Origin of the sequence: Archangium violaceum (assembly GCF_016887565.1) — a bacterium.
Taxonomy (GTDB): domain Bacteria; phylum Myxococcota; class Myxococcia; order Myxococcales; family Myxococcaceae; genus Archangium; species Archangium violaceum_B.
The window spans coordinates 3,939,699-3,961,665 of the sequence record NZ_CP069396.1; the positions used below are offsets into that span (position 1 = coordinate 3,939,699).

The following is a 21,967-nucleotide window of genomic DNA, read 5'->3' on the forward strand; positions in this document are numbered from 1 at the left end:
TCGCGTTGGCGCGAGCCACCCGCCGACCGAACCGCCGGCTCCTGGAGCGTCCCGGCGGCTCGAGGCCGACCGGAAAGCGCCATACAACACTAACAGAGGACACGCCCGGAGCCCTGAGAATTTCGCGTTTCGGTGTCCTCCTTGTGGCTCAACGGACAGTCAGGGTGAAGGGTTGGGAGGCCTTCAGTCCTGGCTCCATCATTCCCGGAGAATCCAGACCCGTCTCCCGGATGAGCCCTCGCACGCCCGGTGGGAGGGCGGGCTCGGGGGCGGGGAGGAGGTCCGCCAGCACCCCTGGCTCTCCGCCCATGGAGGACAGCAACCCGCGAGCCTCACCCAGCACCACCAGGTCCAGCTCCTCCCCGTCGGGCACCCCCGCCCGCTTGCGCGCCGACGCCACCGCCTCCACGAAGCCGCCCAGGGAGTCCACCAGCCCCCGCTCCTTCGCCGCCGCGCCGGACCACACCCGCCCGCGCGCCAGGGTGTCCACCCGCGCCTTCTCCAGGCTCCGCGAGGCGGCCACCTGGGTGATGAAGTCGTCGTAGGCCGAGTCCACCCAGGCCTGCACCGCCTTCCGTTCCTCCTCCGTCCAGGGCCTCCAGGAGCTGAGCAGATCGGCCATGGGCGCGCGGGTGAGGGTCTCCTGGTTCACCCCCAGCTTGTCACCCAGCAGGCCGCGCAGCGCGGGCTTCAGGAAGAAGACGCCGATGCTTCCCGTCAACGTGGTGGGGGCCGCCCAGAGCTCATCGGCGCCCATGGCGGCGTAGTAGCCGCCCGAGGCCGCCACGTCCCCCATGGAGGCGATGACGGGCTTGGCCTTCTTCGCCTCCAGCACCGCCCGGTACATCAGCTCCGAGGCCAGCACGTCGCCTCCGCCCGAGTCCACCCGCACCACGATGGCCACCACGGAGGGGTCCTTCCGGGCCCGCTCCAGCGCGAGCGCCACCGTCTCCGCCCCGGCGATGGCCTCGCCTCCCAGCGGCGAGCCGCGGCTCTTTCCCCCGGAGATGTTGCCCAGGACGGGCACCACGGCGATGCGGCGGCGGCCACTCCAGCGCAGCTCCCGCTCGTTGCGCGGCGAGTAGGTCGGGTCGTAGCGGGCCCCGGGCGCCAGGGCCTCCAGCTTCGCGTTCAGCTCCTCGGGGAGCAGCACCCCGTCGATCAACCCCAGCTCCTTCGCGCGGGCGGCGGTGAGGATGCCCGCCTTCCAGGACTCCCGCAGACGCTCGGGAGGGATGTTGCGCGTCTTCGCCACCTGCATCTCGTAGTAGCCCGTCTGGGTGTCCAGGTAGGCCTCGATCGTCTCGCGCTGCGCGGGACTCAGGTCGCGGCGGGTGAGCTGCTCGGGGGCCGTCTTGTAGTCGCCCACGCGCGCCACGTCCCAGGTGACGCCCAGCTTCTCCATCGTCCCGCCCAGGTAGGTGACGCTGGCGGACAGTCCGTTGACGAGCAGCGAGGAGCCGGGCAGCGCGTACACCTCGTCCGCGGCCGAGCCCACGAAGTAGGCCGTGTCATCCACGCTGTAGAGCACCGCCATCACCCGCTTGCCAGCGGCGCGCAGCCTCAGCACCGCCTGGCGCAGCTCCTCCGCCTTGGCCCAGCTCACGTCCGGCAGACCCGACACCTTCAGCAGCACGCCCTTGAGCCGCGGATCCTTCGCGGCCTCGTCCATCCACTTCAGCAGCTGGATGTACGGGTCGGATCCGGTGATGCCGAGCAGCGACAGTCCGGGGTTCCCCCGGGCGCTCAGCCGGTCATCCAGGTCCAACATCGCCACCGAGCCCGCGTCGAGGCGCACGGCCGGGTACTTCTGGCCGGAGAGGCGCACCGCCACCACATGGTCCAGCCCGTCCCGCTCCGAGCCTCCGGCCGCGTAGGTGACGCCGAAGTTCGAGGTATCGAGCGTCAGGGCGACCTGCAGCGCCAGCGAGCGATCCGTACCGAGCCCCTGCGAGAGGCCCGCTCCCAGGCGCACACCGGAGACGAGGTGGCCCAGCACCGTATAGGTGAGGCGCCCATTTTCCCAGTCGCCTTCCCGGGCGAGGTAGTCCGCGCTCAGCGTCAGGTTCTCGCCGAGGGGGCGCAGGCCCACGGCCAGGTTGTAGCGGCGGGGCAGGGAGTAGGGCCCCTCCTCGGGAGCGCTCACGTCCTTCACCACCAGGCCCACGGAGAGGAAGCGCGTGGGGCGGACGGTGAGGCCCAGGTCGAAGCTGGAGAGCCAGTCCAGCGCGTCGTCGCGCGAGGAGTACCCGTTGTAGGCCGCGCCGAGCGACAGCTTCTCCCCGCCGAGCGCCAGGCCGAGGGACGTCTTCCGGTAGTCCGGCAGCCCCCGCCCGCGCATCCACTCCATGCTGAAGCCAGCGCCCAGGCCGCCCAGCAGCGTGCTGCCGAGGTACAGCCCATCACCCAGCTGGTCGTGCGCGAGGTCGCGCTCGTGCAGGTAGTACAGCTGGGCGGGGCCCACGTAGCGCAGGCCGGCGGGGTTGACGGTGAGGGCCGTGGCCTCGTCCACCAGCGCGGCGGAGGTGGGGGGCAACGTCACCCCGCGGGGGGGCGTGGCCGGCTGGAGGACGAGCGCCGGCTGTGCGAGCGCGAGACCGGGCAGCAGCAACAGGGAGAGGAGGGCACGCATGGCCCTCGGACTCTAGGCCCCGCGCTCCGGTGCACAAGCGCCGTGTCTCACCAATCTTCGGTTCCGTTCACTCCCTCCAGCGGATCCCCCTTCTTGGACTTCTTCTCCTGGATGCGCCGCTTGCCGCCGCGATCCTCGCCGTTCCACTCGTCCGTGCCGTGGGCGTTCTCCAGCGGATCCGACGACTTCACCACCTTCTCCCCGCCGCCCTCGGCATTGTTCACCAGGTGATTCACCAGGCGGTTGACCTCCGACTTGAGCTGGCCGAACTCGTCGCCCTGCAGCACCACGCGCTTGCTGCCGAGCCGCTTGCCGGTGCGCATCTCGAACAGGCCCAGCACCAGCTCCGTGGTGTTGTTGTCCGGCATGTCGCGCACGGTGCCCACCAGCCCCTGCTCCAGCCCGAGCGACTTGCCCATCCCCGCCACCGACGGGTTGGAGACATTGCCCCCACGCATCACCTCGGAGGCCACGCCGTCCAGCTTCGTGTCATAGGCCTTGTAGGCGTCCGTCGGCTGAAGCGCGGTGCTCGCCTCCACGTCGTCCGGGCTCACCTCGAGGATCTGCCCGTACTGGCGGAAGCCGGGCCGCTCCAGGCGCAGCAGGTGCTTGCCCACCGACAGCGTCGACACCGTCACCGGGGTGTAGCCCTTGAACTCGTTGTCGATGAAGACGCGCGCGCCGGCCGGACGGGACTTCACCGTCGCCCCACCGCGCAGCGCCGCGTTGACGCCCGTGGCCACCTGCAACCGCAGCGCGATGAGATCCCTGCTGAAGCGCTTGGTGTCCATCTCGTAGGTGGGGTTGAGCGCCATCAAGTCCAGCAGCGCCAGCTTCGCCTCCTCCGCGTCGCCGCGCAGGTGCATCACCGCTGCGTAGAGCGCGGTGGCGTCGCACAGCGGGTTGCAGGAAGCCGTCATCGCGCCGGCGGCCTTCTGCAGCTCCTTGAGGGTGGCGCGTATCTTGCGCTCGGCGTCCTCGTAGTCCTTCTTCTCGAAGGCCTCGAGGCTCTCCTTGTAGCCCTGCTCGCCGCGCTTGAGGGCGGTCTGCGCCTCCTCGTCCGGGGGCATGCCGAAGAGCTCCTCGGGCTTGCGCACGGTGTAGCCCTGGAACTGGCCCAGGGCTTCGTTCATGTAGTTCTCCAACCGCGGTCCGCTCGATTCGGCCGTGGGATCCATGGGAACGATGAGCGAGGAGATGCGGCGCGGGCCGGGGGGCGGAGCCGCCAACGCCAGGGTGGGGAGGAGCAGGAGCGCAAGGGCTTTCATTCGATGGACCTCGGAAAGGAACGCTACCAACCGGCGCCGGGGTTCCCCAGCCGTGGTCCCAGCAGCTTGGGCTGGGGTTGGGTGGCCAGGAGGATGCTCGCGGTGGTGGCCGCGGCCACTCCACCCACCGTGGCCCAGAACCAGGGCTTCTTCACGACGGGCGGCAGTGCGATCGCGATGGGCAGCCGGGAGGAGGGCAGCACCTGCTTGCCCGTGACGAAGTCATGCACCCGGGCCACGGCCTCCTGGCCGCGGGCCTCTCCGGGCTTCAGCACCACGCCGTGCAGGCGGTTGGCGAGCTGGAGGTCCCACGCGTGCAGCGCGGTCACGAGCCCCTCGCGCTCCTGCTTCACCACCGCGAGCACCACATAGCGGGCGCCGAGCCGCTCGCCGAGCTGTGACACCTCGGGCGGGAGCTTGTCGGTGACGAGCGTCGGAGACCTGGACGCGTTGACGGCGAGATCCTGCACCGCGGACAGGCTGGGCGTGGGCTCCAGCGTGGGCCGCAGCTCGGCGCGCTTGGAGGACTCCACCACCTGGAAGGTGCCGAAGGGCAGATGACCGGGGAGGGTGAGCACGACCTGGTGCGCGCCGGGCGCGAGCTCCACGTCCTTCAGCGGCGTGGTGCCCACGCTCTCTCCGTGCAGCAGTACCTGCGCGCCCGCCGGGAGGGAGTCGATGGCGAGCGCGCCCCGCGGCTGGCGCGAGAGGCCCACCTTCGCGGCGTTGAAGGCCTCGTGCACGTCCTGACCGAAGAACTCGGTCTCGGGCTGGACGGTGGGGGAGGCGAGCAGCGCCTGGGTGAAGGACTCCTGGGCCCCGGCGGCGTCCCCGTTGAGCATCCGCGAGGCGCCCAGGAAGATGTGGACGCGAGCCAGCCGCTCCGGCTTCGTGTCCACCGCGTATCGCCGGTAGAAGGCGGCCGCCTCGGAGAACTTCTTCGCCGCGGCCTCCGTGTCGAGGTTGTCGTAGAGGCCCTTGCCCTCGTCGAAGAGGGCATCCCCCTGCTTGAGGGAGATGGGCGGCGGGGGCGGGAAGAGGGGCGCGAAGTCCACCAGCTGCACGTCCGGCCAGGCGCCGAGCGCGCCGCGCAGGTCGGTCTCGATGCGGGAGGCGGTCTCGGTGGTGCCCCGGTCCGCGGGGACGGCCAGCACCGCGACACGGCCGGCCCAGGCGGGGGGCGGGAGCTGCTGCTCCTGGGGCGCGGGGGCGGGCTCGGAGGGCTCGGCCGGGGGGTTCTGGGGCGCCTGGGCCTGCTCGGGAGCCTCCACCGGAGTCTCGGCCGGGGCGGGCGTGGGCTCCGGAGCGGGGGTGCTCTGCTCGGCGGGCGGTGTCTTCTTCGACTTGCGGGACGAAGCGGCAGCGCCACCAGGGGCGGCTGCCTCCGACACACTAGGGGCGGCACCCAGCAGGAGCGCCAGCGAGAGGGCGAGGGGGGTCTTCAGATGCACGGAGCGGGATGCTAGCCGAGCCGGGGGGCCGCGCACCATGCCCCGCGAGCTGCCGGGGGGCGGTCCGGGAGGGCCCGGTACCCCGCCCCCGGCGGCGGGTCCTACACGTCCAGCTCCTCGACCTCGTTGGCGCTCTCCATGATGAACTTGAAGCGCGCGCTGACGTCCCGGCCCATCAGGTCGTTGATGACCTGGTCGGTGAGCAGCGGGTTGTCGATGGTCACCTGCAGGCTCTGACGCTTCTTCGGATCGAGCGTGGTCTCCTTCAGCTCGTCCGGCGTCATCTCACCCAGACCCTTGAAGCGCATGACGCTGGGCTTGGCGTTGCCCTTGACCTTCTCGCGGATGATCTGATCGCGGTGGACCTCGTCGAGCGCCCAGTACGTCTCCTTGCCGATGTCCACCCGGAAGAGGGGCGGCTGGGCGAGGTAGATGTGCCCCTGCTCGATGAGCGGGCGCAGGTGCCGGTAGAAGAAGGTGAGCAGCAGCGTGGCGATGTGGTTGCCGTCGCTGTCGGCGTCCATCATCAGGAAGACGCGGCCGTAGCGCAGCTTGGTGATGTCGAAGTCGCTGCCGATGCCGCAGCCCAGGGCGCTGACGATGTCCGTGAGCTCCTTGTTGCCCACCACCTTGTCGGTGGAGGCCTGCTCGGCGTTGAGCACCTTGCCGCGCAGCGGGAGGACGGCCTGGGTGCGCCGGTCCCGGCCCTGCTTGGCGCTGCCACCTGCGGAGTCACCCTCGACGAGGAAGAGCTCGCTGGTGCCCGGCTCCGTGGAGGAGCAGTCCGCCAGCTTGCCCGGCAGGTTGAGCCGGTGGCTGACGGCCGTCTTGCGGCTGATGGCCTGCGAGGCGGCACGGCTGGCCTCGCGGGCACGGGCGGCCAGCACGATGCGGGCCACCACCGCCTCGGCGATGGACTTGTTGTCGTTGAGCCACTTCTCCAGCGCGGGGCGGATGACGCTGTCCACCTGGGCCGTGGTCTCCGGGTTGTTGAGGCGCCCCTTCGTCTGGCCCTGGAACTGCGGCTCCACCACGTACGTGGAGAGGATGGCCGTCATGCCCTCGCGGATGTCCTCCGCGGTGAGCGTGACGCCCTTGAAGGAGAGGTCGTGCGTCTCGATGTAGTTGCGCACGGCCTTCACCACCGCGCCACGCAGACCCCCCTCGTGCGTGCCGCCCAGCGGCGTGGGGATGCCGTTGACGTACGAGCGGATGTGCTCGTCCGTGGCCTCCGTCCACACCAGCGCGGCCTCCAGGCGCACCCCGTTGTCACGCGAGTGGTAGAAGATGGCCGTGCTGCCTGACGGCACCACCGGCTTGCCGCGCTCGGCCACCACCTTGGTCAGGTACTCGGCGATGCCACCATCGTGCTTGAACTCCTCCTTCACGGGCGGGGTGGCCGTGTCGTCCTTCCAGACGACCGTCATGCCCTTGTGGAGGTAGCTCTTCGCCTCGAGCCGCTCGCGGATGAGCTTCGCGTCGAACCTCAGCTTCTCGCCGAAGATCTCCGGATCCGGCTCGAAGGTCGTGGAGGTGCCGGTGCCACGCGCCGGACCCTCCGCCTTGAGCGGGCTGGTGGGCTTGCCCTTGCTGTACGTCTGCACGTGGCGCTTGCCGTCGCGCTTGATCTCCACCACCAGCTTGCGGGCGAGCGCGTTCACCACCGAGCTGCCCACGCCGTGCAGACCGCCCGAGTGGATGTAGTTGCCCTGCTCGAACTTACCGCCCGCGTGAAGCGTGGTGAGGATGATCTCCACCGCCGGCTTCTTGAACTTGGGCATGATGTCGATGGGGATGCCTCGCCCATCGTCCACCACCGTGATGGTACGGCCGTCCTTGTGGAGGGTGACCTCCACGGTGGACGCATAGCCGTTGATGACCTCGTCCACCGAGTTGTCGAGGATCTCCCACAGCAGGTGGTGGTAGCCCGTAGCGTCGGTGCCACCGATGTACATCGCCGGGCGCTTGCGGACCGGCTCCAGGCCCTCGAGGACCTGGATGTCCGCGCCCGTGTAGGTCGTCTTCTTGGTCGTCGCCATGACAGTCTCCGGCTAGTCCTTCTTCTGCTCCGGCAGCGGGACGAAGAGGGGTGCGTGCAGCACCTCCTTCACCGCGTCCTTGCGCGACATCTCGTGGCCCTTGCCACCACGGCCCGTCACCTCGTGACGGCCCGCGTGCAGGGTGAGCTTGCGGCCCTTCTGCGTCTCGAAGGTGATCCCCGCCTCCTTGTTGCCGTGGGGGACGACCTGGAAGTCCACCACCCGGTCTCCGTCCTCCACCTTGATGACGGTGACACCCTTGCCAGGGCCGGCCAGCTCGTTGATCTCCGCCACCTTGCACACCAGCACGCTGGTGCGCTCGGTGAGCACGCCCACCAGGTCCTTGTCCTCCACCGGCTGCACACCGACGATCTCATCGCCCTCGCCCGTCTTGGCGTAGCGGCGGCCGGCGCGGGTGGAGATCTCCAGGTGCGGGGCCAGCGGGAAGCGCATGCCCATGCCCTGCTTCGTGACACCCAGCAGCTTCTCCGGGCGCCACAGGCGGCTGTCGAGCGACAGCGCCGCGACCACGCGCTCGCCGTCGTCGAACTTGAACAGCTTCTGCACCGGATCGCCGTAGCCGGTGGAGGCCGGCACGTCGTTGAAGCGGGTGACGTAGGCGGTGCCGAAGTTGCTGAAGAGGACGAGGTTCGCCTTGAGGCTGCCGGCGAGCACCGTCATCACCGCGTCACCCTCGCGCAGACGGGTGGAGTTGGGATCCTTCACCTCGCGCACGCGCTTGATCCACCCGTCGCGGGTGAGGACGACGTGGGCGTCCTCGTCGGCGATGAGGGCCTCGGCGTCGAAGGTCATCTCCTCGGCGCCGCGGAAGCTCACCTTGGTCCGGCGCTTGCCGGTGCCGTAGGCGGCCTTCACCTCGGCCAGCTCGTCCTTCACCGTGCCCCACAGGCGCTGGTTGCTCTTGAGCAGCGCCTCCAGCTCCTTGATCTGCTTGCGCTTCTCCTTGAGCTCGTTCTGGACCACCAGGATTTCCAGGCGGGCCAGCTTGTAGAGCTTCATCTCCAGGATGGCGTCCACCTGGAGCTCATCCAGCTTGAAGCGGGCAATCAGCTTCTTGGCGGCGTCCTGCTTGCCCTCGGAGGCGCGGATGATGCGGATCATCTCGTCCAGGGCGTCGTAGACCTTCTCGAAGCCCTCGAGGATGTGGACGCGCTTCTTGAGCTCGTCGAGCTGGTACTGGATGCGGCGCTTGATGACCTGGAGACGGAAGTCCAGGAAGTACTGGAGGATCTCCTTGAGCCCCAGCCGCTTGGGCGTGCCGACCTCGGGGTTCTCCGGGTTGGGCACCAGGCACGTGAGGTTGACGTTGAAGTTCGTCTGGAGGGGCGTGTTCTTGTAGATGTACGCCATCACCAGCTCGGGGCTGGCCTCCTTCTTGAGCTCCATCACGATGCGCACGTCCTTGGTGGACTCGTCGCGCACGTCGACCACGAGCGGCAGCTTCCGCTCCCGGACGATCTCGCCGATCTTCGCCACCAGGGTGGACTTGTTCACCGTGTAGGGGATGGACGTGATGATGATCTGCTGGCCGCCGCGCTTGAGCTCCTCGAGCTCGTACTCGCCGCGCAGACGCACACCGCCCTGGCCGGTCTCGTAGATCTCCTGCAGCTCCTTCTGGGAGTTGAGGATCTCTCCGCCGGTGGGGAAGTCCGGGCCCTTGACCCACTTGAGCAGCTGCTTGGTGGTGAGGCTGTTGTCATCCACGAGCGCGGTGAGCGCGTCGCACAGCTCGCCCAGGTGGTGGGGCGGGATGTTGGTGGCCATGCCCACGGCGATGCCCGTGGTGCCGTTCATCAGCAGGTGAGGAACGCGCGAGGGCAGGACGATGGGTTCCTGGCGGGTGCCATCGTAGTTGGGCCGGAAGTCGACGGTCTTCTGGCCCAGCTCGTTGAGGAGCTCGTCGGCGAGCTTCTCCAGGCGGCACTCGGTGTAACGGTAGGCGGCGGCGGCGTCGCCATCGAGCGAGCCGAAGTTGCCGTGGCCGTCCACGAGCGGGTAGCGCAGGGAGAAGTCCTGGGCCATGCGCACGAGGGCGTCGTAGATGGCGGTGTCGCCGTGCGGGTGGTAGGGGCCCATGATGGCGCCGACGACCTGGGCGCACTTCTTGTACTTCGCGTCGTGCGAGAGGCTCAGGTCATTCCACATGCCGTACAGGATGCGGCGCTGCACGGGCTTGAGGCCGTCGCGCACGTCCGGGAGGGCGCGCGAGGTGATGACCGACAGGGCGTAGTTGAGGTAGCGCCGACGGGCCTCCTCGGCGAGCCCGGCGGGAGTGGCGCCACCGCCCCCCCCCGCGGCCGCGGGCGCACCATCGCCGCCCCCGCCGCCCGAGGCCCCCTGCTTCTTCCGCGTCTTGTTTTCGGCTTCTGCGAGCATGCTCATGTGTTCAGGTCAGGACCGTTCGTATCCCTATGGAACGCGGGGCGCGGCTCGCGCACTCCGCACCCGGCCCAGCAAATGATGGGTCGGCGGAAGTAGCACGGCCCTCCGTCAAAGGGAACAAAATCGAGGGTTTGCACAGCCTCGGGCGTGGGGTTCCTATACATCCGTTCAGTGTCCGGGGCTACGAAATCAATCATCCAAGGGCTTGAAAAATGGGGCCATTCCGCTTGCCTGCCTGGGTTGGGACCGGGACGACGGGTAGGGGCGGAACGGACGGGGGGTAGGGGGGCAATGCCTACCAGGAGGGTAGACAGGCCGGGGGTGGGTAGGGGCCTGTTTGTCCTGACGGGTAGGGCGGAGGGGGCATCGCGGTACGGCATGGACCCGGGTCCGAGGGCCATTGGCGGATATTGGATCGGGGGTCTGACATGACTCGCGCGGTTCGCTTCCCGGCGTGCAGGGCTACCTGGGAAGCGTGGGCTCGGTGGCGTTTCCCCTCCGCCTGATTGCTCTCGGTCTACTTGCTCTCGGTGCCGACGCGCTTGCCGCCCTGCTGTGCCGTTCCCCAGCTCCCACCGCGCCGGAAGATCATCACCTTGCCGCTGCTGGCACTCCCACTGAGCATGCCGGGGATGGAGGCCTGGATCGCCTTGCTGCCGGGTGGGTGGTAGACGACGCGCACCTTGCGGCCCGAGGGCAGGTTGCTCGTGGCGTCGATGAGCAGGAAGACCGTGTTCCCCTCGATGTGGATGCGATCGGGATCTCGCCGGTGATCCAGCTCGGTGAGCAGCTCGCCGTCATCCAGGGTGCGCGAATCGTCCGACAGGCGCCGCACCTTCACGCGCAGGTAGCCGTCCGAGCTCGTGCCGGAGAGGTCTCTCGTGCCCTGGATGACGAGGGCCAGGTCCGCGCCGTTCTCGGGTGCCTTGTCGGAGAGCTTCAGGCCCGACTGCGTGTTCGAGTCCGTGTCGAGCAGCACGGTGGCGCTGGCACAGCGGCTGCCACACTCCTGCCCGAAGGGGGGTTTGTCGAAGCGCAGCCGCAGCGCGAAGTCACTGCCCTGGGGTCCTACCGTTGCCTCCACCACCACGGGGCGCTCCTCGTCCGGTGGAGGGGTGTAGCGGAAGGTGGCCCGGTCCTTGGCCATGGCGCTCGTGGCGAGCAGGGTGAGAGCCAGGGGGAGCAGCGGGGTCTTCAAGCGGGGGCCTCCTCGGCACGGGGGGAAGGGTCCACATTCAAATGCGAAGCGGTGTCCCGTCTCAAGAGCGCTCCTCTTCCCGCGCGCGGGGCATAGAGTGGACACCGTGGGGCGGAGGCCCGCCCGGAGGATGCCGATGCAATCCCTGTACGTGCGCCAGTTGAAGCTCGGGCCGATGGACAACTTCGTCTACCTGGTGGGCCCCAAGGACTCGCCGGAGGTGTTGGTCGTGGACCCGGCGTGGGACGTGCCCGCCATCGAGAAGGCCCTCGAGCAGGATGGCAAGCGCCTGGTGGGCGCCTTCGTCTCGCACTGCCACGGCGACCACACCAACGGGCTGCCGGAATTGCTCTCGCGTCACGACGTGCCGGTGTACGCGCAGCGCGCCGAGGTCGACTTCTCGGAGGACCTGCGCAAGCTGGCGGGAGGCGCGATGCGACCCCTGGGCCCGGGGGATGCCCTCACGGTGGGCGGACGCGGCTTCCAGGCGTTGCACACCCCGGGGCACACGCCGGGCTCGCACTGCCTGCTGGCGCAGGACGCGCTGGTGTCGGGCGACACCGTCTTCATCAACGGCTGCGGGCGGTGCGACATGCGCGGAGGCGACCCGGAGGCGATGTACCGCTCGCTGTCGCAGGTGCTGCTGAAGGTGCCGGACAGCACGCGGCTCTTCCCCGGGCACGACTACGCGGACGTGCCGGTGGCGGCCATGAGCGACGTGCGCCAGCACAACCCGTACTTCGCCTTCCCGGACGTGGCCTCCTTCGTGGCCTACCGGATGCGTCCGAGGCGCTGAGGCCCGTAGCCCATGTTCTCCGGGGGCGCGGCGCGCAGCGACCAGCGGGCGAAGAGGCCCAGCAGCGCGAGCGAGACGAAAGACCAGAGCGCGGCCCAGGCCCAGGAAGGCACGGGGGTGAGGTGGGCGAGCAGGGTCGCGTCGCTGGCGGAGCCCACGGCGCCGTGCAACAGGTCCGAGCGCAGATCGAAGGCCACGTAGAGCGCGGTGAAGGCGGCGAGGAAGAGGTTGAGCATGTCCACGCCGCCGTCCGGGAGGTACTTCGCCGCGAGCGCCAGCACGAGCGCGGTGCCCAGGCAGAAGGCCAGGGTGAAGCTGTCGCCGGCGTAGAGGACGCCCATCACCGCGAGCCACAGGCACGCCGCGCCGAGCACGAGGCGGCGCAGCCGGAAGCGGAAGGTGGCCAGCAGCAGGAAGGCCCCAGCGAGCGCGCTGCCCACATAGCCGGCGGAGTAGACGGCCACCTGGGCCATCATCCCGGAGGGCAGCCGGGACAGACAGGCTCCGGACTCATTGGCGGCGAGGGTGATGCGGTCCACGGCGCCCCCGGTGAGCAGGGTGGCGAGTGCGTGACCGCTCTCGTGCATCATCACCACCAGCAGCTTCAGGGGCCACAGGGCGGGCGAGTCCCAGAAGTACCAGCCCGTGCCCAGGAGCACGAGGAGAAGGGCCACCCGGCCGAAATCCAGCTTTGCGCCGCTCGAGGTCTGCATGCGGGGCCCACAACACGTCCCCACATGGCTTGTTCCCCGGGACTCCTCCCGCTCCCTGGCAAGCCCGTGGGGTGAACGAGCGAGACTCCGTGTATGCCCCCTCTCCCTCTGGGAGAGGGCTGGGGTGAGGGTATGTACCCCTCTCCTGGTCTCCCTGGCCACCCGAGACCATCGCCAGCGGAGCCGAGACGAGATAGGGAAGGGCTCCATGAAGAAGACGCTCCTGCTCCTCTCGCTCGTGGCTGCCCCGGCGCTGGCCGGGGAGGGAAAGTGGACCCCTCAGCAGGTCCTCGAGCTCGACCCGGCGTGGTTGAAGGCCCAGGGTCTCCAGGTATCGCCGAAGCGGCTGTGGGATCCCAAGCGGGGCACCGGCCTGCTGGCGGGCGCGGTGAACGTGGGCGGCTGCACGGGCGCCTTCATCGCCGAATCGGGCCTGGTCATCACCAACCACCACTGTGCCTTCTCCATCATCCAGGAGCACAGCACGCCGCAGCGCGACCTCCTCACCCAGGGCTTCCTGGCGAAGGGCCGCGAGGAGGAGCTGCCGGGCAAGGGCGCGCGCGTGCAGGTGCCGCGCAGCTTCACGGACGTGACGAAGGAGATGCTGGCGGCGGTGCCGGAGGGGGCGGATGACCTCTCGCGGCAGAAGTCGCTGGAGCGCAAGGACAAGGAGCTGGTCGCCGCGTGCGAGAAGCGCCCGGCCACGCGCTGCAAGGTGGCCAGCTTCGACGGCGGGCTGCGGTACGTGCTGATCGACTCGGTGGAGCTGGCGGACGTGCGGCTGGTGTACGCGCCGCCGCGCGCGGTGGGCGAGTACGGCGGAGAGGTGGACAACTGGATGTGGCCGCGTCACACCGGTGACTTCGCCATCATCCGCGCGTACGTGGCGCCGGACGGCTCGGCGGCGCAGTACAACGCCCAGAACGTGCCCTACAAGGCGGAGTTCTTCTTCCCGCTGGCCACCGAGGGCGTGAAGCCGGATGACTTCGTGATGGTGCTGGGCTACCCCGGGACCACCTTCCGCGCGCTGCTGGCGGATGAGATGGCCGAGCGCCAGGCGCGCTACTACCCGCGCCTCATCGACGTGTACGGCGAGCTCATCCGCATCCTCGAGGAGGAGGGCGCGAAGGACCCCGCGGGGAAGATCGCCGTGGCCTCCAACCTCAAGAGCATGCACAACCGCTACAAGAACGCGGGCGGACAGCTCGCGGGCCTCAAGCGCGGGTCCCTGGTGGAGAAGCAGCGGGCGGCCGAGGCGGCGGTGGTGGCGTGGGCGGAGAAGCGCAAGGAGTCCGCGGGTGCGTTGAAGGCGCGCACGGAGCTGCTGGCGCAGCAGGCCGAGAAGGCGAAGACGTTCGAGCGCGAGTTCCTGCTCGACGTGCTGAAGGCCTCGGTGAAGGGGCCGTCGCTGGCGGTGACGCTGGTGCGGCTGTCGCAGGAGCGGGCGAAGCCGGACCTCGAGCGCAAGCCCGAGTTCATGGACCGGGAGCTGCCGCGGCTGAAGGACAGGCTGGAGCGCGAGCAGAAGAACTTCTTCGCGCCGGCGGACAAGCGGATGTTCCTCGCGCTGGTGCGGCGGGCCCAGACGCTCGGTGAGAGCGAGCGCATCGCGGCGGTGGACAAGCTCTTCGGCCGGACGTACGCGGAGAAGGAGGTGTCCGCGAAGATCGACGCCCTCTATACCGCCTCGAAGGTGCTGGACCTGACGGAGCGGCAGAAGATGTCGGGCGAGACGGAGGCGCAGCTGCGGGCGCGGAAGGATCCGCTGCTGGACTTTGGCTTCGACCTGGCGGCGGAGGTGGTGGCGCTGGACGAGCTGAGGGATCGGCGTGCTGGGGCGAGCGCGCGGCTGTTCCCCGAGTGGCGCCGGGCGGTGTTGGCGCAAGCGGGCAAGCCGGTGGCGCCGGACGCCAACAGCACGCTGCGGGTGACGTTCGCGAAGGTGAAGGGCTACTCGCCCCGCGACGGAGCCTTCTACACGCCGCAGACGACCCTGGCGGGCGTGATGGAGAAGCACACGGGCGAGGAGCCCTTCGACGTGCCGGACAAGGTGGCCGCCGCGGCCGAGGCGAAGCGCTACGGGCCGTGGGTGGACGCGCGGTTGAAGGACGTGCCGGTGAACTTCCTCGCGGACGCGGACACCACGGGGGGCAACTCGGGCAGCCCCACGGTGAACGGCAAGGGACAGTTGGTGGGCGTCAATTTCGACCGCGTGTGGGAGAACGTGTCGAACGACTTCGGCTACAACCCGGACGTAGCGCGCAACGTGAACGTGGACGTGCGCTACGTGCTGTGGCTGTTGGATCAGGTGGAGGACGCGGACGCGCTGCTTCGCGAGCTGGGCATCCGCAAGGGCCCCAAGGCCCAGGAGCGCCGCTGATGTCGGACGGAACCGAGGGTGGACCGCCGCCGCTGCCGGTCTTCGGACCGGAGGAGAAGGTGTGCGGCAACTGCAAGCTGTGGGCGGCGCACTCGGTGGATCACCGGGGCTGGGTGGGCCACTGCCGGTTGCAGGCGGAGCGGGGGCTGTTCCCGCCCTCGGCTCCGCTGTGCAACAAGTTCCTGGCGCGAGGCGTGGCGGCGAAGGCGGCCGAGGAGGCGTCGCGCCGCGAACGCTCCGCGCGGAGCGTGGCACCGGTGGTGCGGCGGCGGGAGCGGGACCCGAACGAAGTGGTGGACCTGGAAGGGCTGGAGCTGAACATGACGCGCGCGGAGCTGATGGAGCTGATCCGGGAGGCGGTGGGCGAGGGCGGTGAGGCGCCGCCCCTGGCCAACAAGTGGGAGGGCGGCACCCTCAAACTGGTGCCCGGGAAGACGGACGTGCAGGGGCGGGACATCCCCATCGACGCCTTCTTCCACAAGATCGTGATGGTGCGCGACAAGCTGCGGGTGATGGAGCAGAAGCTCAACGCACACCCGAAGCTGACGGACGCCGAGAAGGTGGAGATGCAGAGCTACATCACACGCATCTACGGCTCGTTGACGAGCTTCAACCTGCTCTTCCGCGACAAGGAAGATCACTTCGTGGGGTCGAAGTCGGAAGACTGATGAGTCCCCATCCCCTCTCCCTTCGGGAGAGGGACGGGGTGAGGGTAACGGAGTCCTCGGATTGCATCCCACCGTGCCCGAGGCGTTACACCCTCACGGCTCCAGGCCGCGGTCCTTCATTTCAGCCTGGGCGCGCAGACGGCCGCGGTGCAAGGCGCTCTTCACGGTGCCTTCAGGGATGCGCAGCATGGAAGCGATCTCCGGGTAGCTGTAGCCGCGCATTTCCCGCAGCCACAGGACCTGACGCTGCTGCTCATTCACCTTGGCCAGAGCCTCTTCGAAGTGCCGCTGCATCTCCGTGCCCACGGCCTGGTTCTCGGGCGAGGCGGGGGCCTCGGGCTCGTGCTGCAGCCGCTCGCGGCGCTTGCGGGCACGCAGCCAGTTGATGCTGCTGTTCACCATCACACGATGCAACCACGTGGAACACGACGAACGACCGTCAAAACCCGTGGGGCGCTGAGCCAAGCGGGTGAAGACGTCCTGCACCACATCCTCTGCGTCGTCCGCGTCGCCCACGATGCGGCGTGCGATGGCCAGTGCCCGTGTGCGGTACTGGCGGTACAGCTCGGCGAAGGGAGGAAGGGCGATGACCGCGGCATCCATGGTGTATGCCTCCTGGACACCCTCATCGGGTGTCTGGAAGCTGGAACGCACGGGCCTCGAAAAGGATCTAATCGCCCCTGGCGCCGCCCGAAACCGGATTTCCCCGGCTCGGGGTGCTACTCCGACTCCTCTTCCTGCTTCGTGAGACCCCACTCCTTGAGCCGCTTGAAGAGGGTGGAGCGGGCCACACCCAGCTCGCGGGCCACGCGCTCGCGGTTGTTGCCATAGCGGCGCAGGGCGGCCTCGACGATCTGCCGCTCCAGCTTGAAGAGCATCTGCTCCAGCGTCATGCCCGGAGGAAGCTCGGGCACCGACACGCCCGTCTCGCGGTTCACCTCCTGGTCGAAGGTGAGGTCGGTGGCGTCGATGGAGGCGCCCTTGCGCAGAAGCAGGGCGCGGTGCACCACGTTGCGCAGCTCGCGGATGTTGCCCGGCCACGCGTGCTGCTGGAGCCGCTGCACGGCGGCGGGGGTGAGCCGCACCGTCTGACCTCGGGGCGAGTAGATGCGCAGGAAGTGCTCGGCCAGGGCCAGCATGTCCCCGCGCCGGCTACGCAGCGGAGGCAGGTGCAGGGGCACCACGCACAGGCGGTAGTACAAATCCTCGCGGAAGCGGCCCTCGCGAGCGGCGGTCAGCAGATCGCGGTTGGTGGCGGCCACCACGCGCACGTCCACGTGCATGGGGCGGCCGGCGCCCACGCGCTTGATCTCTCCGTTCTCCAGGGCACGGAGCAGCTTGGCCTGGAGATCCAACGGCAGCTCGCCGATCTCGTCGAGGAACAGGGTGCCCCCGTCGGCCTCCTCGAAGGCGCCCTTGTGCGCGTTGGCGGCGCCGGTGAACGAGCCCTTCTCATGGCCGAACAGCTCGCTCTCGATGAGCTCCTTGGAGATGGCGGCGCAGTTGACGGGGATGAAGGGGCGGTCGGCGCGCTGCGAGCACTCGTGGAGGGCGCGGGCCACCAGCTCCTTGCCGGTGCCGGACTCACCGAGGATGGCCACCGCGGCGGAGGAGGGGGCCACGCGCTCGATGAGCTCGGTGAGCTGCCGCACCGACGGGTCGTTGCCGATGATGCCGTGAAAGGACAGCTCCTTCCGGGCCGCGGTGACGGGCTCGAGGATGAGGTCCGTTTCACCCACGCGCAGGGTGGAGGGCAGGCCGACCTGCACCTCGAAGATTCGCACCGAGCCCATCCAGGTGCCGTTGGTGGAGTTGGTGTCCACCACGTGGAAGTGGCCATCGCGCCGGGTCACCTTGAGGTGACGGCCGGAGATGAAGGGATCCTCGATGACGAGGTCGCAGGAAGGGTCCTTGCCCACGGTGAAGCTGTCACCGCTGAGCTTGTGGACGGTCTCGTCGGAGCCCCGCTTGATGCGCACCTGGGCGGGCTGCCAGCGCGAGGTGGAGTCGCGGGGCTGAAGCTCGGTGCGGGAGCCGACCTCGGTGGGGCCCTCGGACTGGCCGCTGCCATGGAGCCGGAAGATGGCGCGCCATTGACCGAGCGCGATGTCCGAGCCGTCCGCGAGTTCGCCCTTGCTCATGGAGGTGCCAGCCACCTGGGTGCCCTTACCTGACAGGTCCTCCAAGTTGCAGCGCTCGCCATCGAAGGTGAGAGCGACCTGCTGCCGACTCACCTCGGGGTCGGGGATGACGACGTCGCTCTTCTCGCCGCGACCGAGCACCATGCGCTCGCGTCCCAGACCGACCCGCAGCACCTCCTCACCTCGACGAAAGAACACCAGCTCTGGCATCGAGCCTCCCTGAAAAGTCGTGGGGCTCTCCTAACCCGTGGCGTGTCCCTCACGCAACTCCCAGACATGATTTTCAGGGTAGGGTGATTTTCTCCAACCAGGAGAGTAACCACCCGACCTCGTCACGTGCGCGTGCTTCCTCCATCTCTTCTCGCAAGGAGGGGAGGGGCCACCGCTCGAGCGCGGCCTTGTCCGAGGCCACCGCGGCGGCGCTCAGCTCGTCCTGGCGTGCATGGGTTTCCGCCTGGCCGCAGTGGTCTCTCAGGTCATCGGCGCCGGCGTCCATCAGCAGCGTGCCTACCGAGGTCTCCAGGTAGCTGGAGGTCTCGGTGAGGCGACTGCCGATGCGCCAGAGCATGCGTCCCATCCATCGGCGTTCATCCTCGGAGAGCCGCTCACGGGTGGCCTCGGCTCGCCGGAGCAGGAGGAGTGCGCTGCTGATGCCGGTGGCTCGCTCCACGACCAGGGATGCGCGAGCGCTGGGGGTCGAGAGCCCTGCCTCTCGCAAGTGGTCTCGTGCCTGTTGGAAGGTCCACGTGTGGGAGCTCCTCGTCCAGACGGAGAGGACCGAGAGCTCATCGAGCGCGGTGAGTTCTTGCGGGGTGAGCGGGGATTTTGCCTCGGTGCCTGCCAGGAGCAACAACAAGCGAGGCTGCATGGATGGGGCGGAGACCTCCACGAGCCGGGCAAGCCGCTGGCGAAGTATGGGGAGGGCCTCCTGTCGGAGCGCCGCTGGAAGCGAGTCCTGACCCAGCATCTCGGATGCCGCCGTGAGCAGAGCGGGCTCCTCCAGTGTGGGGACCTGTTCGAGCAACCAACGGGCGCGCTCCTCGGAGAGTTGGAGGGATGCGAGTGCGAGGGTGAGTCGGATGGGAGAAGAGGAGGTTCGGCGCCAGACTGCTTCCTCTTCGTTGGGATTGTAGGGAGAAAGGAAGTCCGCGTCTGGCAGCAAGGAGCCCTGCCGCAAGTTGGGGCGGCCCAACTCCATCCAGGCCTCGCGGAATGCTCGCTCCCAACCTGACGAGGGCGCCTGCTGGCGTGACACCCACAGCTTCTCCAGGAGTTTCGGCTCCGGACGTTCCGGGGCTACGGCTCTCAATCGGGCGATGACCTCCCGAGCCTCTGGAAGGTTGTTTTCTTCCAGTGCGATGCACGAGAGGACGAGGAGTGCTGGCGCATCGTTGGGTGCGTCCGCCAATGACGCCAGGATTTCCTTCCTGGCGAGTTCCACGTTGCCCGAAACCAGGGCCTGGGCGGCGTGCTGGGAGGGAGTTGGGGTCCGGTGAGGGGTGCGCACCAGGGCACGCTGCTCCCGTGCGGACTGGGCATTTCGGAAGCTCCAGACACCCGTGATGGCGGCCAGCGGGATCATGAGACCGCAGGCCCAGAGCAACTTCCGGCGAGCGGCGCGCTCTCCATTGAGGTCGGGGGTGAAGCCCTGTGAGGGCGGCGTGCGGTCCTTCATCGTGCGCGACCTCCCGTCGAGTCATCAGGAGTTCAACCCGCGCTGAGGAGCCTTCCAAGGCAACCAGAGGTGAGCCGTGTTCTTGACCAACACTTCAGCCGAAGAACCTGGTTCCTGATGTCGATAAACGCACGGCTGACGATCTCCCAGTGACTCATTCAATGGAGAGTGACGAACGAGTCTCCGAGAATTGCTGCCGATGCTTCGGGCTACGTATGCCTGAGCCGTCTCCAGGGAGGGTGCATGCAACGCTCGAGGAACATCGGTGCTGCGCGCTTCTTTTGGTTTCGCTCGGTTGCTACCGTTGCCGTGATTCTGACTACAGGGTGCTCGGAATCAGGCGAGGTTCCTGGTCGTGGTGGAGGAGATTCCTCCGAGCAGTGTCCCGCGCCGCTTTCCCACAAGGAAATCAAGGAGCGTTGTAGCGAGGGCTTCACGAAGTGCCTTGGTTCGCGGATTCAAAGCATCCCCAGTGGGACGGCAGGTCACAGCCTGTGTCACGTCTGTCAGGATGAGTGCATGCAGAATCAGGGCGAGTGGCCGGACTTTCTCGATGATGGAAGACCCTGCCGGTGATGCTGTCCAAGAGCTCGGAGCGTCGGTTCGAAGAAGTGGCACGGGCAATCGATCAACTGCTCGTGACAACCTTCAATGATGCCTTCGAGGTGCTCGAACCCAAGCTCGAGGCACTGGAGAGGCAGCTGTTGCTTTCTGTGGTGAAGACGGACTTCGAGCGGTGTGAGGTGAGACGGCGCATTGCCGAGACGCTCTTCACCGAGGCTTTTGGGCGGAATTGCCCATGGCCTGTCTTCGAGCGCACCTTGCGGCGCATCCAACGTTTGGGCTACTCCCATTCAGAGCGCCGTTACCACGTCGCATGTCTCTACGCGCAATGGTGTCGCTGGCACCCGGAACACGATGACCGCGAGGCCCGCCGGATGTTGGACGAGGCCGAGCAGCGCATTCGTCGGCTCCCTCGCGACCACTGGCGTCGCAAGGGCTTGTTGAAGAAACTTTCGCAGCTCCGGGCCCGGACCGGTTTCCAGTCCGGGCCGGGTGCCTAGCGCATCTGCGGGCGCGGCGGACCGAAGTTGGGCCGGTTGAAGAAGCCGGACAGGTGCGCCACGCGGAACTTCGGATCCGTCTTGTCCGTGGGCAGCATGGACAGGCCCGCGCCCAGCAGACCCAGCCGCTTCACGAACTCCGGCTCGGCGCGCAGCTTGAAGTCCATGTCCGGCTGGCTCACGTCCAGCCGCTGGCCCAGCTTCACCGTGCCCGACCCCTGCACCTCCAGGTCCTCGCTCTTGGCCTGCAGCGCCTCCACGGTGGCCAGACCCTTCTCGATGCGGATGCGCCCTTCGATGTCCCCCAGGGCGATCTTCGGCAGGTCCATCGGCGTGGGCTGACCGTACATGGGCACGGTGATGGTGCCGCCCTGAATCAGCAGCTCCTTCGTGTCCAGCGTGAGCTGGCCGTTGGCCTGGCTCAGGTCCGGCTGGCCTCGCGTCTTCGGCAGGGTGAGCGTGAGCGAGCCATTCAGCTTGCCCGTCAGGTCCATCCCGCTGAAGCCCTTGAGGTTGCCCTTCGAGGTGTCCAGGTCCGACAGCTTCACCACCGCTTGCACGTCACCCAGCCCACCCACGTTGCCGCTGACGCTGCCGCCCATCAGGTCCAGGTGGAAGGCCACTCCCAGCGGCAGCAGCGCGGGCCGCACCGCCACGGAGTCCAGGGTGAGCGGCTCGCCCAGCTCCTCGGGGCCGGGCAGCATGCTCGCGCCGCTGGCGAGCATGCTGTGCAACTCGGGCGTCATCCCGTTGGGCACCTTGCTGATGCGCACGTTGGTGGCCGTCAGCCCCCGCAGCCCCGGCCGCAGCGAGCCGATGCGCAGCGCGTACCCCGCGTCCGCCGCCGCGTCCACGGCGCGCCGCCGCAGCGTGTCGTACGGGAAGGTGATGAACAAGCACACGAAGAAGGCCACGAGCGAGAACGCCCCGTAGCCCAGGCCGAGTTTCCAGCGGGCGGTCTTGATCTCTGCAGCCATGGTCATTGCTTCAGCTTGTAGGTGGCGACGGTCGTCCACGCCGTCAGGTTCTCGGAGGCGGCGTGCGGCTCCAGGCGCAGGCTCTTCACCTTCACCACGCCCGGCCCGCTCTCCACCGACGACAGGAAGTCGTGCAGCTTGCGCAGGTCCACGTCGGTGAACGTCAGCTCCACCGAGCTCTCGATGATCTGCCCGTCACCGATGCCCACGTCGTTCTTGGGCGTCATGTTGGGCACCGTCAGTCCGGCCCGGGTGGCCTTGTCTTCGATGTAGCTCATCAGCCGTACGTTGCTGGCGGTGAGCTGCTGCTCGATGGCCTGCCGCGCCTGGGTGGCCTGCTGGTAGCTGGCCGCCAGCGTCTGGACCTCGCGCAGCTTGGCCATCTTCTGCTCCGTGCGCTTGCGGTAGCTGTCCGCGCTGTTCGAGAAGGAGAACAGGATGACGAACAGCACGAAGACCAGCACCGCGCCTCCGGTCGCCATCACCATCCGGCGCTCCCGGATGCTCAACCGCTCGAACCAGGTGCGGGCCTCGTTGAGGAGTCCTCGAATCTTTTCCATGT

Annotated in this window: 16 protein-coding genes; 4 read left to right on the plus strand and 12 right to left on the minus strand. The window is 68.4% G+C overall.

Features of this window, described 5'->3' with window-relative positions; all coding sequences use genetic code 11:
* Positions 1–148: 148 nt before the first annotated feature.
* From sppA to JRI60_RS16315, 6 genes are all read right to left on the minus strand, one after another.
* Positions 149–2,632 (minus strand): signal peptide peptidase SppA, encoded by a 2,484-nt coding sequence (gene sppA / locus JRI60_RS16290; RefSeq protein ID WP_204226783.1) that lies wholly within the window; start codon positions 2,630–2,632, stop codon positions 149–151.
* Between the two features lie 47 nt (positions 2,633–2,679).
* On the minus strand, positions 2,680–3,900 hold the full coding sequence (locus JRI60_RS16295) for a PEGA domain-containing protein (RefSeq protein ID WP_204226784.1): 1,221 nt from the start codon (positions 3,898–3,900) through the stop codon (positions 2,680–2,682).
* A 23-nt stretch (positions 3,901–3,923) separates the two neighbouring features.
* A complete protein-coding gene (locus tag JRI60_RS16300) occupies positions 3,924–5,351 on the minus strand; it encodes a PEGA domain-containing protein (protein WP_204226785.1) in 1,428 nt (475 codons plus the stop codon).
* A gap of 101 nt (positions 5,352–5,452) precedes the next feature.
* Positions 5,453–7,390: a DNA gyrase/topoisomerase IV subunit B gene (locus JRI60_RS16305; RefSeq protein ID WP_204226786.1), complete on the minus strand. Its 1,938-nt coding sequence runs from the start codon at positions 7,388–7,390 to the stop codon at positions 5,453–5,455.
* A gap of 12 nt (positions 7,391–7,402) precedes the next feature.
* Positions 7,403–9,787: a DNA gyrase/topoisomerase IV subunit A gene (locus JRI60_RS16310; protein WP_204228961.1), complete on the minus strand. Its 2,385-nt coding sequence runs from the start codon at positions 9,785–9,787 to the stop codon at positions 7,403–7,405.
* Positions 9,788–10,310: 523 nt separating this feature from the next.
* On the minus strand, positions 10,311–10,991 hold the full coding sequence (locus JRI60_RS16315; RefSeq protein WP_204226787.1) for a hypothetical protein: 681 nt from the start codon (positions 10,989–10,991) through the stop codon (positions 10,311–10,313).
* Positions 10,992–11,127: 136 nt separating this feature from the next.
* Here JRI60_RS16315 and JRI60_RS16320 point away from each other — a divergent pair, with 136 nt between their 5' ends.
* On the plus strand, positions 11,128–11,787 hold the full coding sequence (locus JRI60_RS16320) for an MBL fold metallo-hydrolase (protein ID WP_204226788.1): 660 nt from the start codon (positions 11,128–11,130) through the stop codon (positions 11,785–11,787).
* Here the strand turns inward: JRI60_RS16320 and JRI60_RS16325 are convergent.
* The gene (locus JRI60_RS16325; protein WP_204226789.1) at positions 11,763–12,500 is read right to left on the minus strand and encodes a M50 family metallopeptidase; all 738 of its coding nucleotides are present in this window, start codon (positions 12,498–12,500) and stop codon (positions 11,763–11,765) included. The two genes, JRI60_RS16320 and JRI60_RS16325, sit on opposite strands and share 25 nt — an antisense overlap.
* A gap of 208 nt (positions 12,501–12,708) precedes the next feature.
* Between JRI60_RS16325 and JRI60_RS16330 the strand changes: the two genes are divergently transcribed.
* Together JRI60_RS16330 and JRI60_RS16335 are read left to right on the plus strand one after the other, a co-directional pair.
* On the plus strand, positions 12,709–14,880 hold the full coding sequence (locus JRI60_RS16330) for a S46 family peptidase (protein ID WP_204226790.1): 2,172 nt from the start codon (positions 12,709–12,711) through the stop codon (positions 14,878–14,880).
* Positions 14,880–15,548, plus strand: coding sequence for a hypothetical protein (locus JRI60_RS16335; protein ID WP_204226791.1), 669 nt, complete (start codon positions 14,880–14,882; stop codon positions 15,546–15,548). The genes JRI60_RS16330 and JRI60_RS16335 overlap by 1 nt, the downstream gene beginning before the upstream one ends.
* Before the next feature lie 93 nt (positions 15,549–15,641).
* On the opposite strand, the gene JRI60_RS16340 is transcribed toward JRI60_RS16335, so the two are convergent.
* From JRI60_RS16340 to JRI60_RS16350, 3 genes are all read right to left on the minus strand, one after another.
* Positions 15,642–16,151, minus strand: coding sequence for an RNA polymerase sigma factor (locus JRI60_RS16340; RefSeq protein WP_204226792.1), 510 nt, complete (start codon positions 16,149–16,151; stop codon positions 15,642–15,644).
* Between the two features lie 116 nt (positions 16,152–16,267).
* On the minus strand, positions 16,268–17,899 hold the full coding sequence (locus JRI60_RS16345) for a sigma 54-interacting transcriptional regulator (protein ID WP_204226793.1): 1,632 nt from the start codon (positions 17,897–17,899) through the stop codon (positions 16,268–16,270).
* 73 nt (positions 17,900–17,972) lie between these two features.
* A complete protein-coding gene (locus JRI60_RS16350; protein ID WP_204226794.1) occupies positions 17,973–19,364 on the minus strand; it encodes a hypothetical protein in 1,392 nt (463 codons plus the stop codon).
* A gap of 572 nt (positions 19,365–19,936) precedes the next feature.
* On the opposite strand from JRI60_RS16350, the gene JRI60_RS16355 reads away from it, so the two are divergent.
* Positions 19,937–20,428, plus strand: coding sequence for a hypothetical protein (locus JRI60_RS16355; protein ID WP_204226795.1), 492 nt, complete (start codon positions 19,937–19,939; stop codon positions 20,426–20,428).
* On the opposite strand, the gene gspN is transcribed toward JRI60_RS16355, so the two are convergent.
* Positions 20,425–21,405, minus strand: coding sequence for a type II secretion system protein GspN (gene gspN / locus JRI60_RS16360; RefSeq protein ID WP_204226796.1), 981 nt, complete (start codon positions 21,403–21,405; stop codon positions 20,425–20,427). The genes JRI60_RS16355 and gspN overlap by 4 nt on opposite strands.
* Before the next feature lie 2 nt (positions 21,406–21,407).
* Entirely contained in the window at positions 21,408–21,965 is a 558-nt protein-coding gene (gspM, locus tag JRI60_RS16365) for a type II secretion system protein GspM (protein WP_204226797.1), read from the minus strand.
* Positions 21,966–21,967 lie beyond the last annotated feature (2 nt).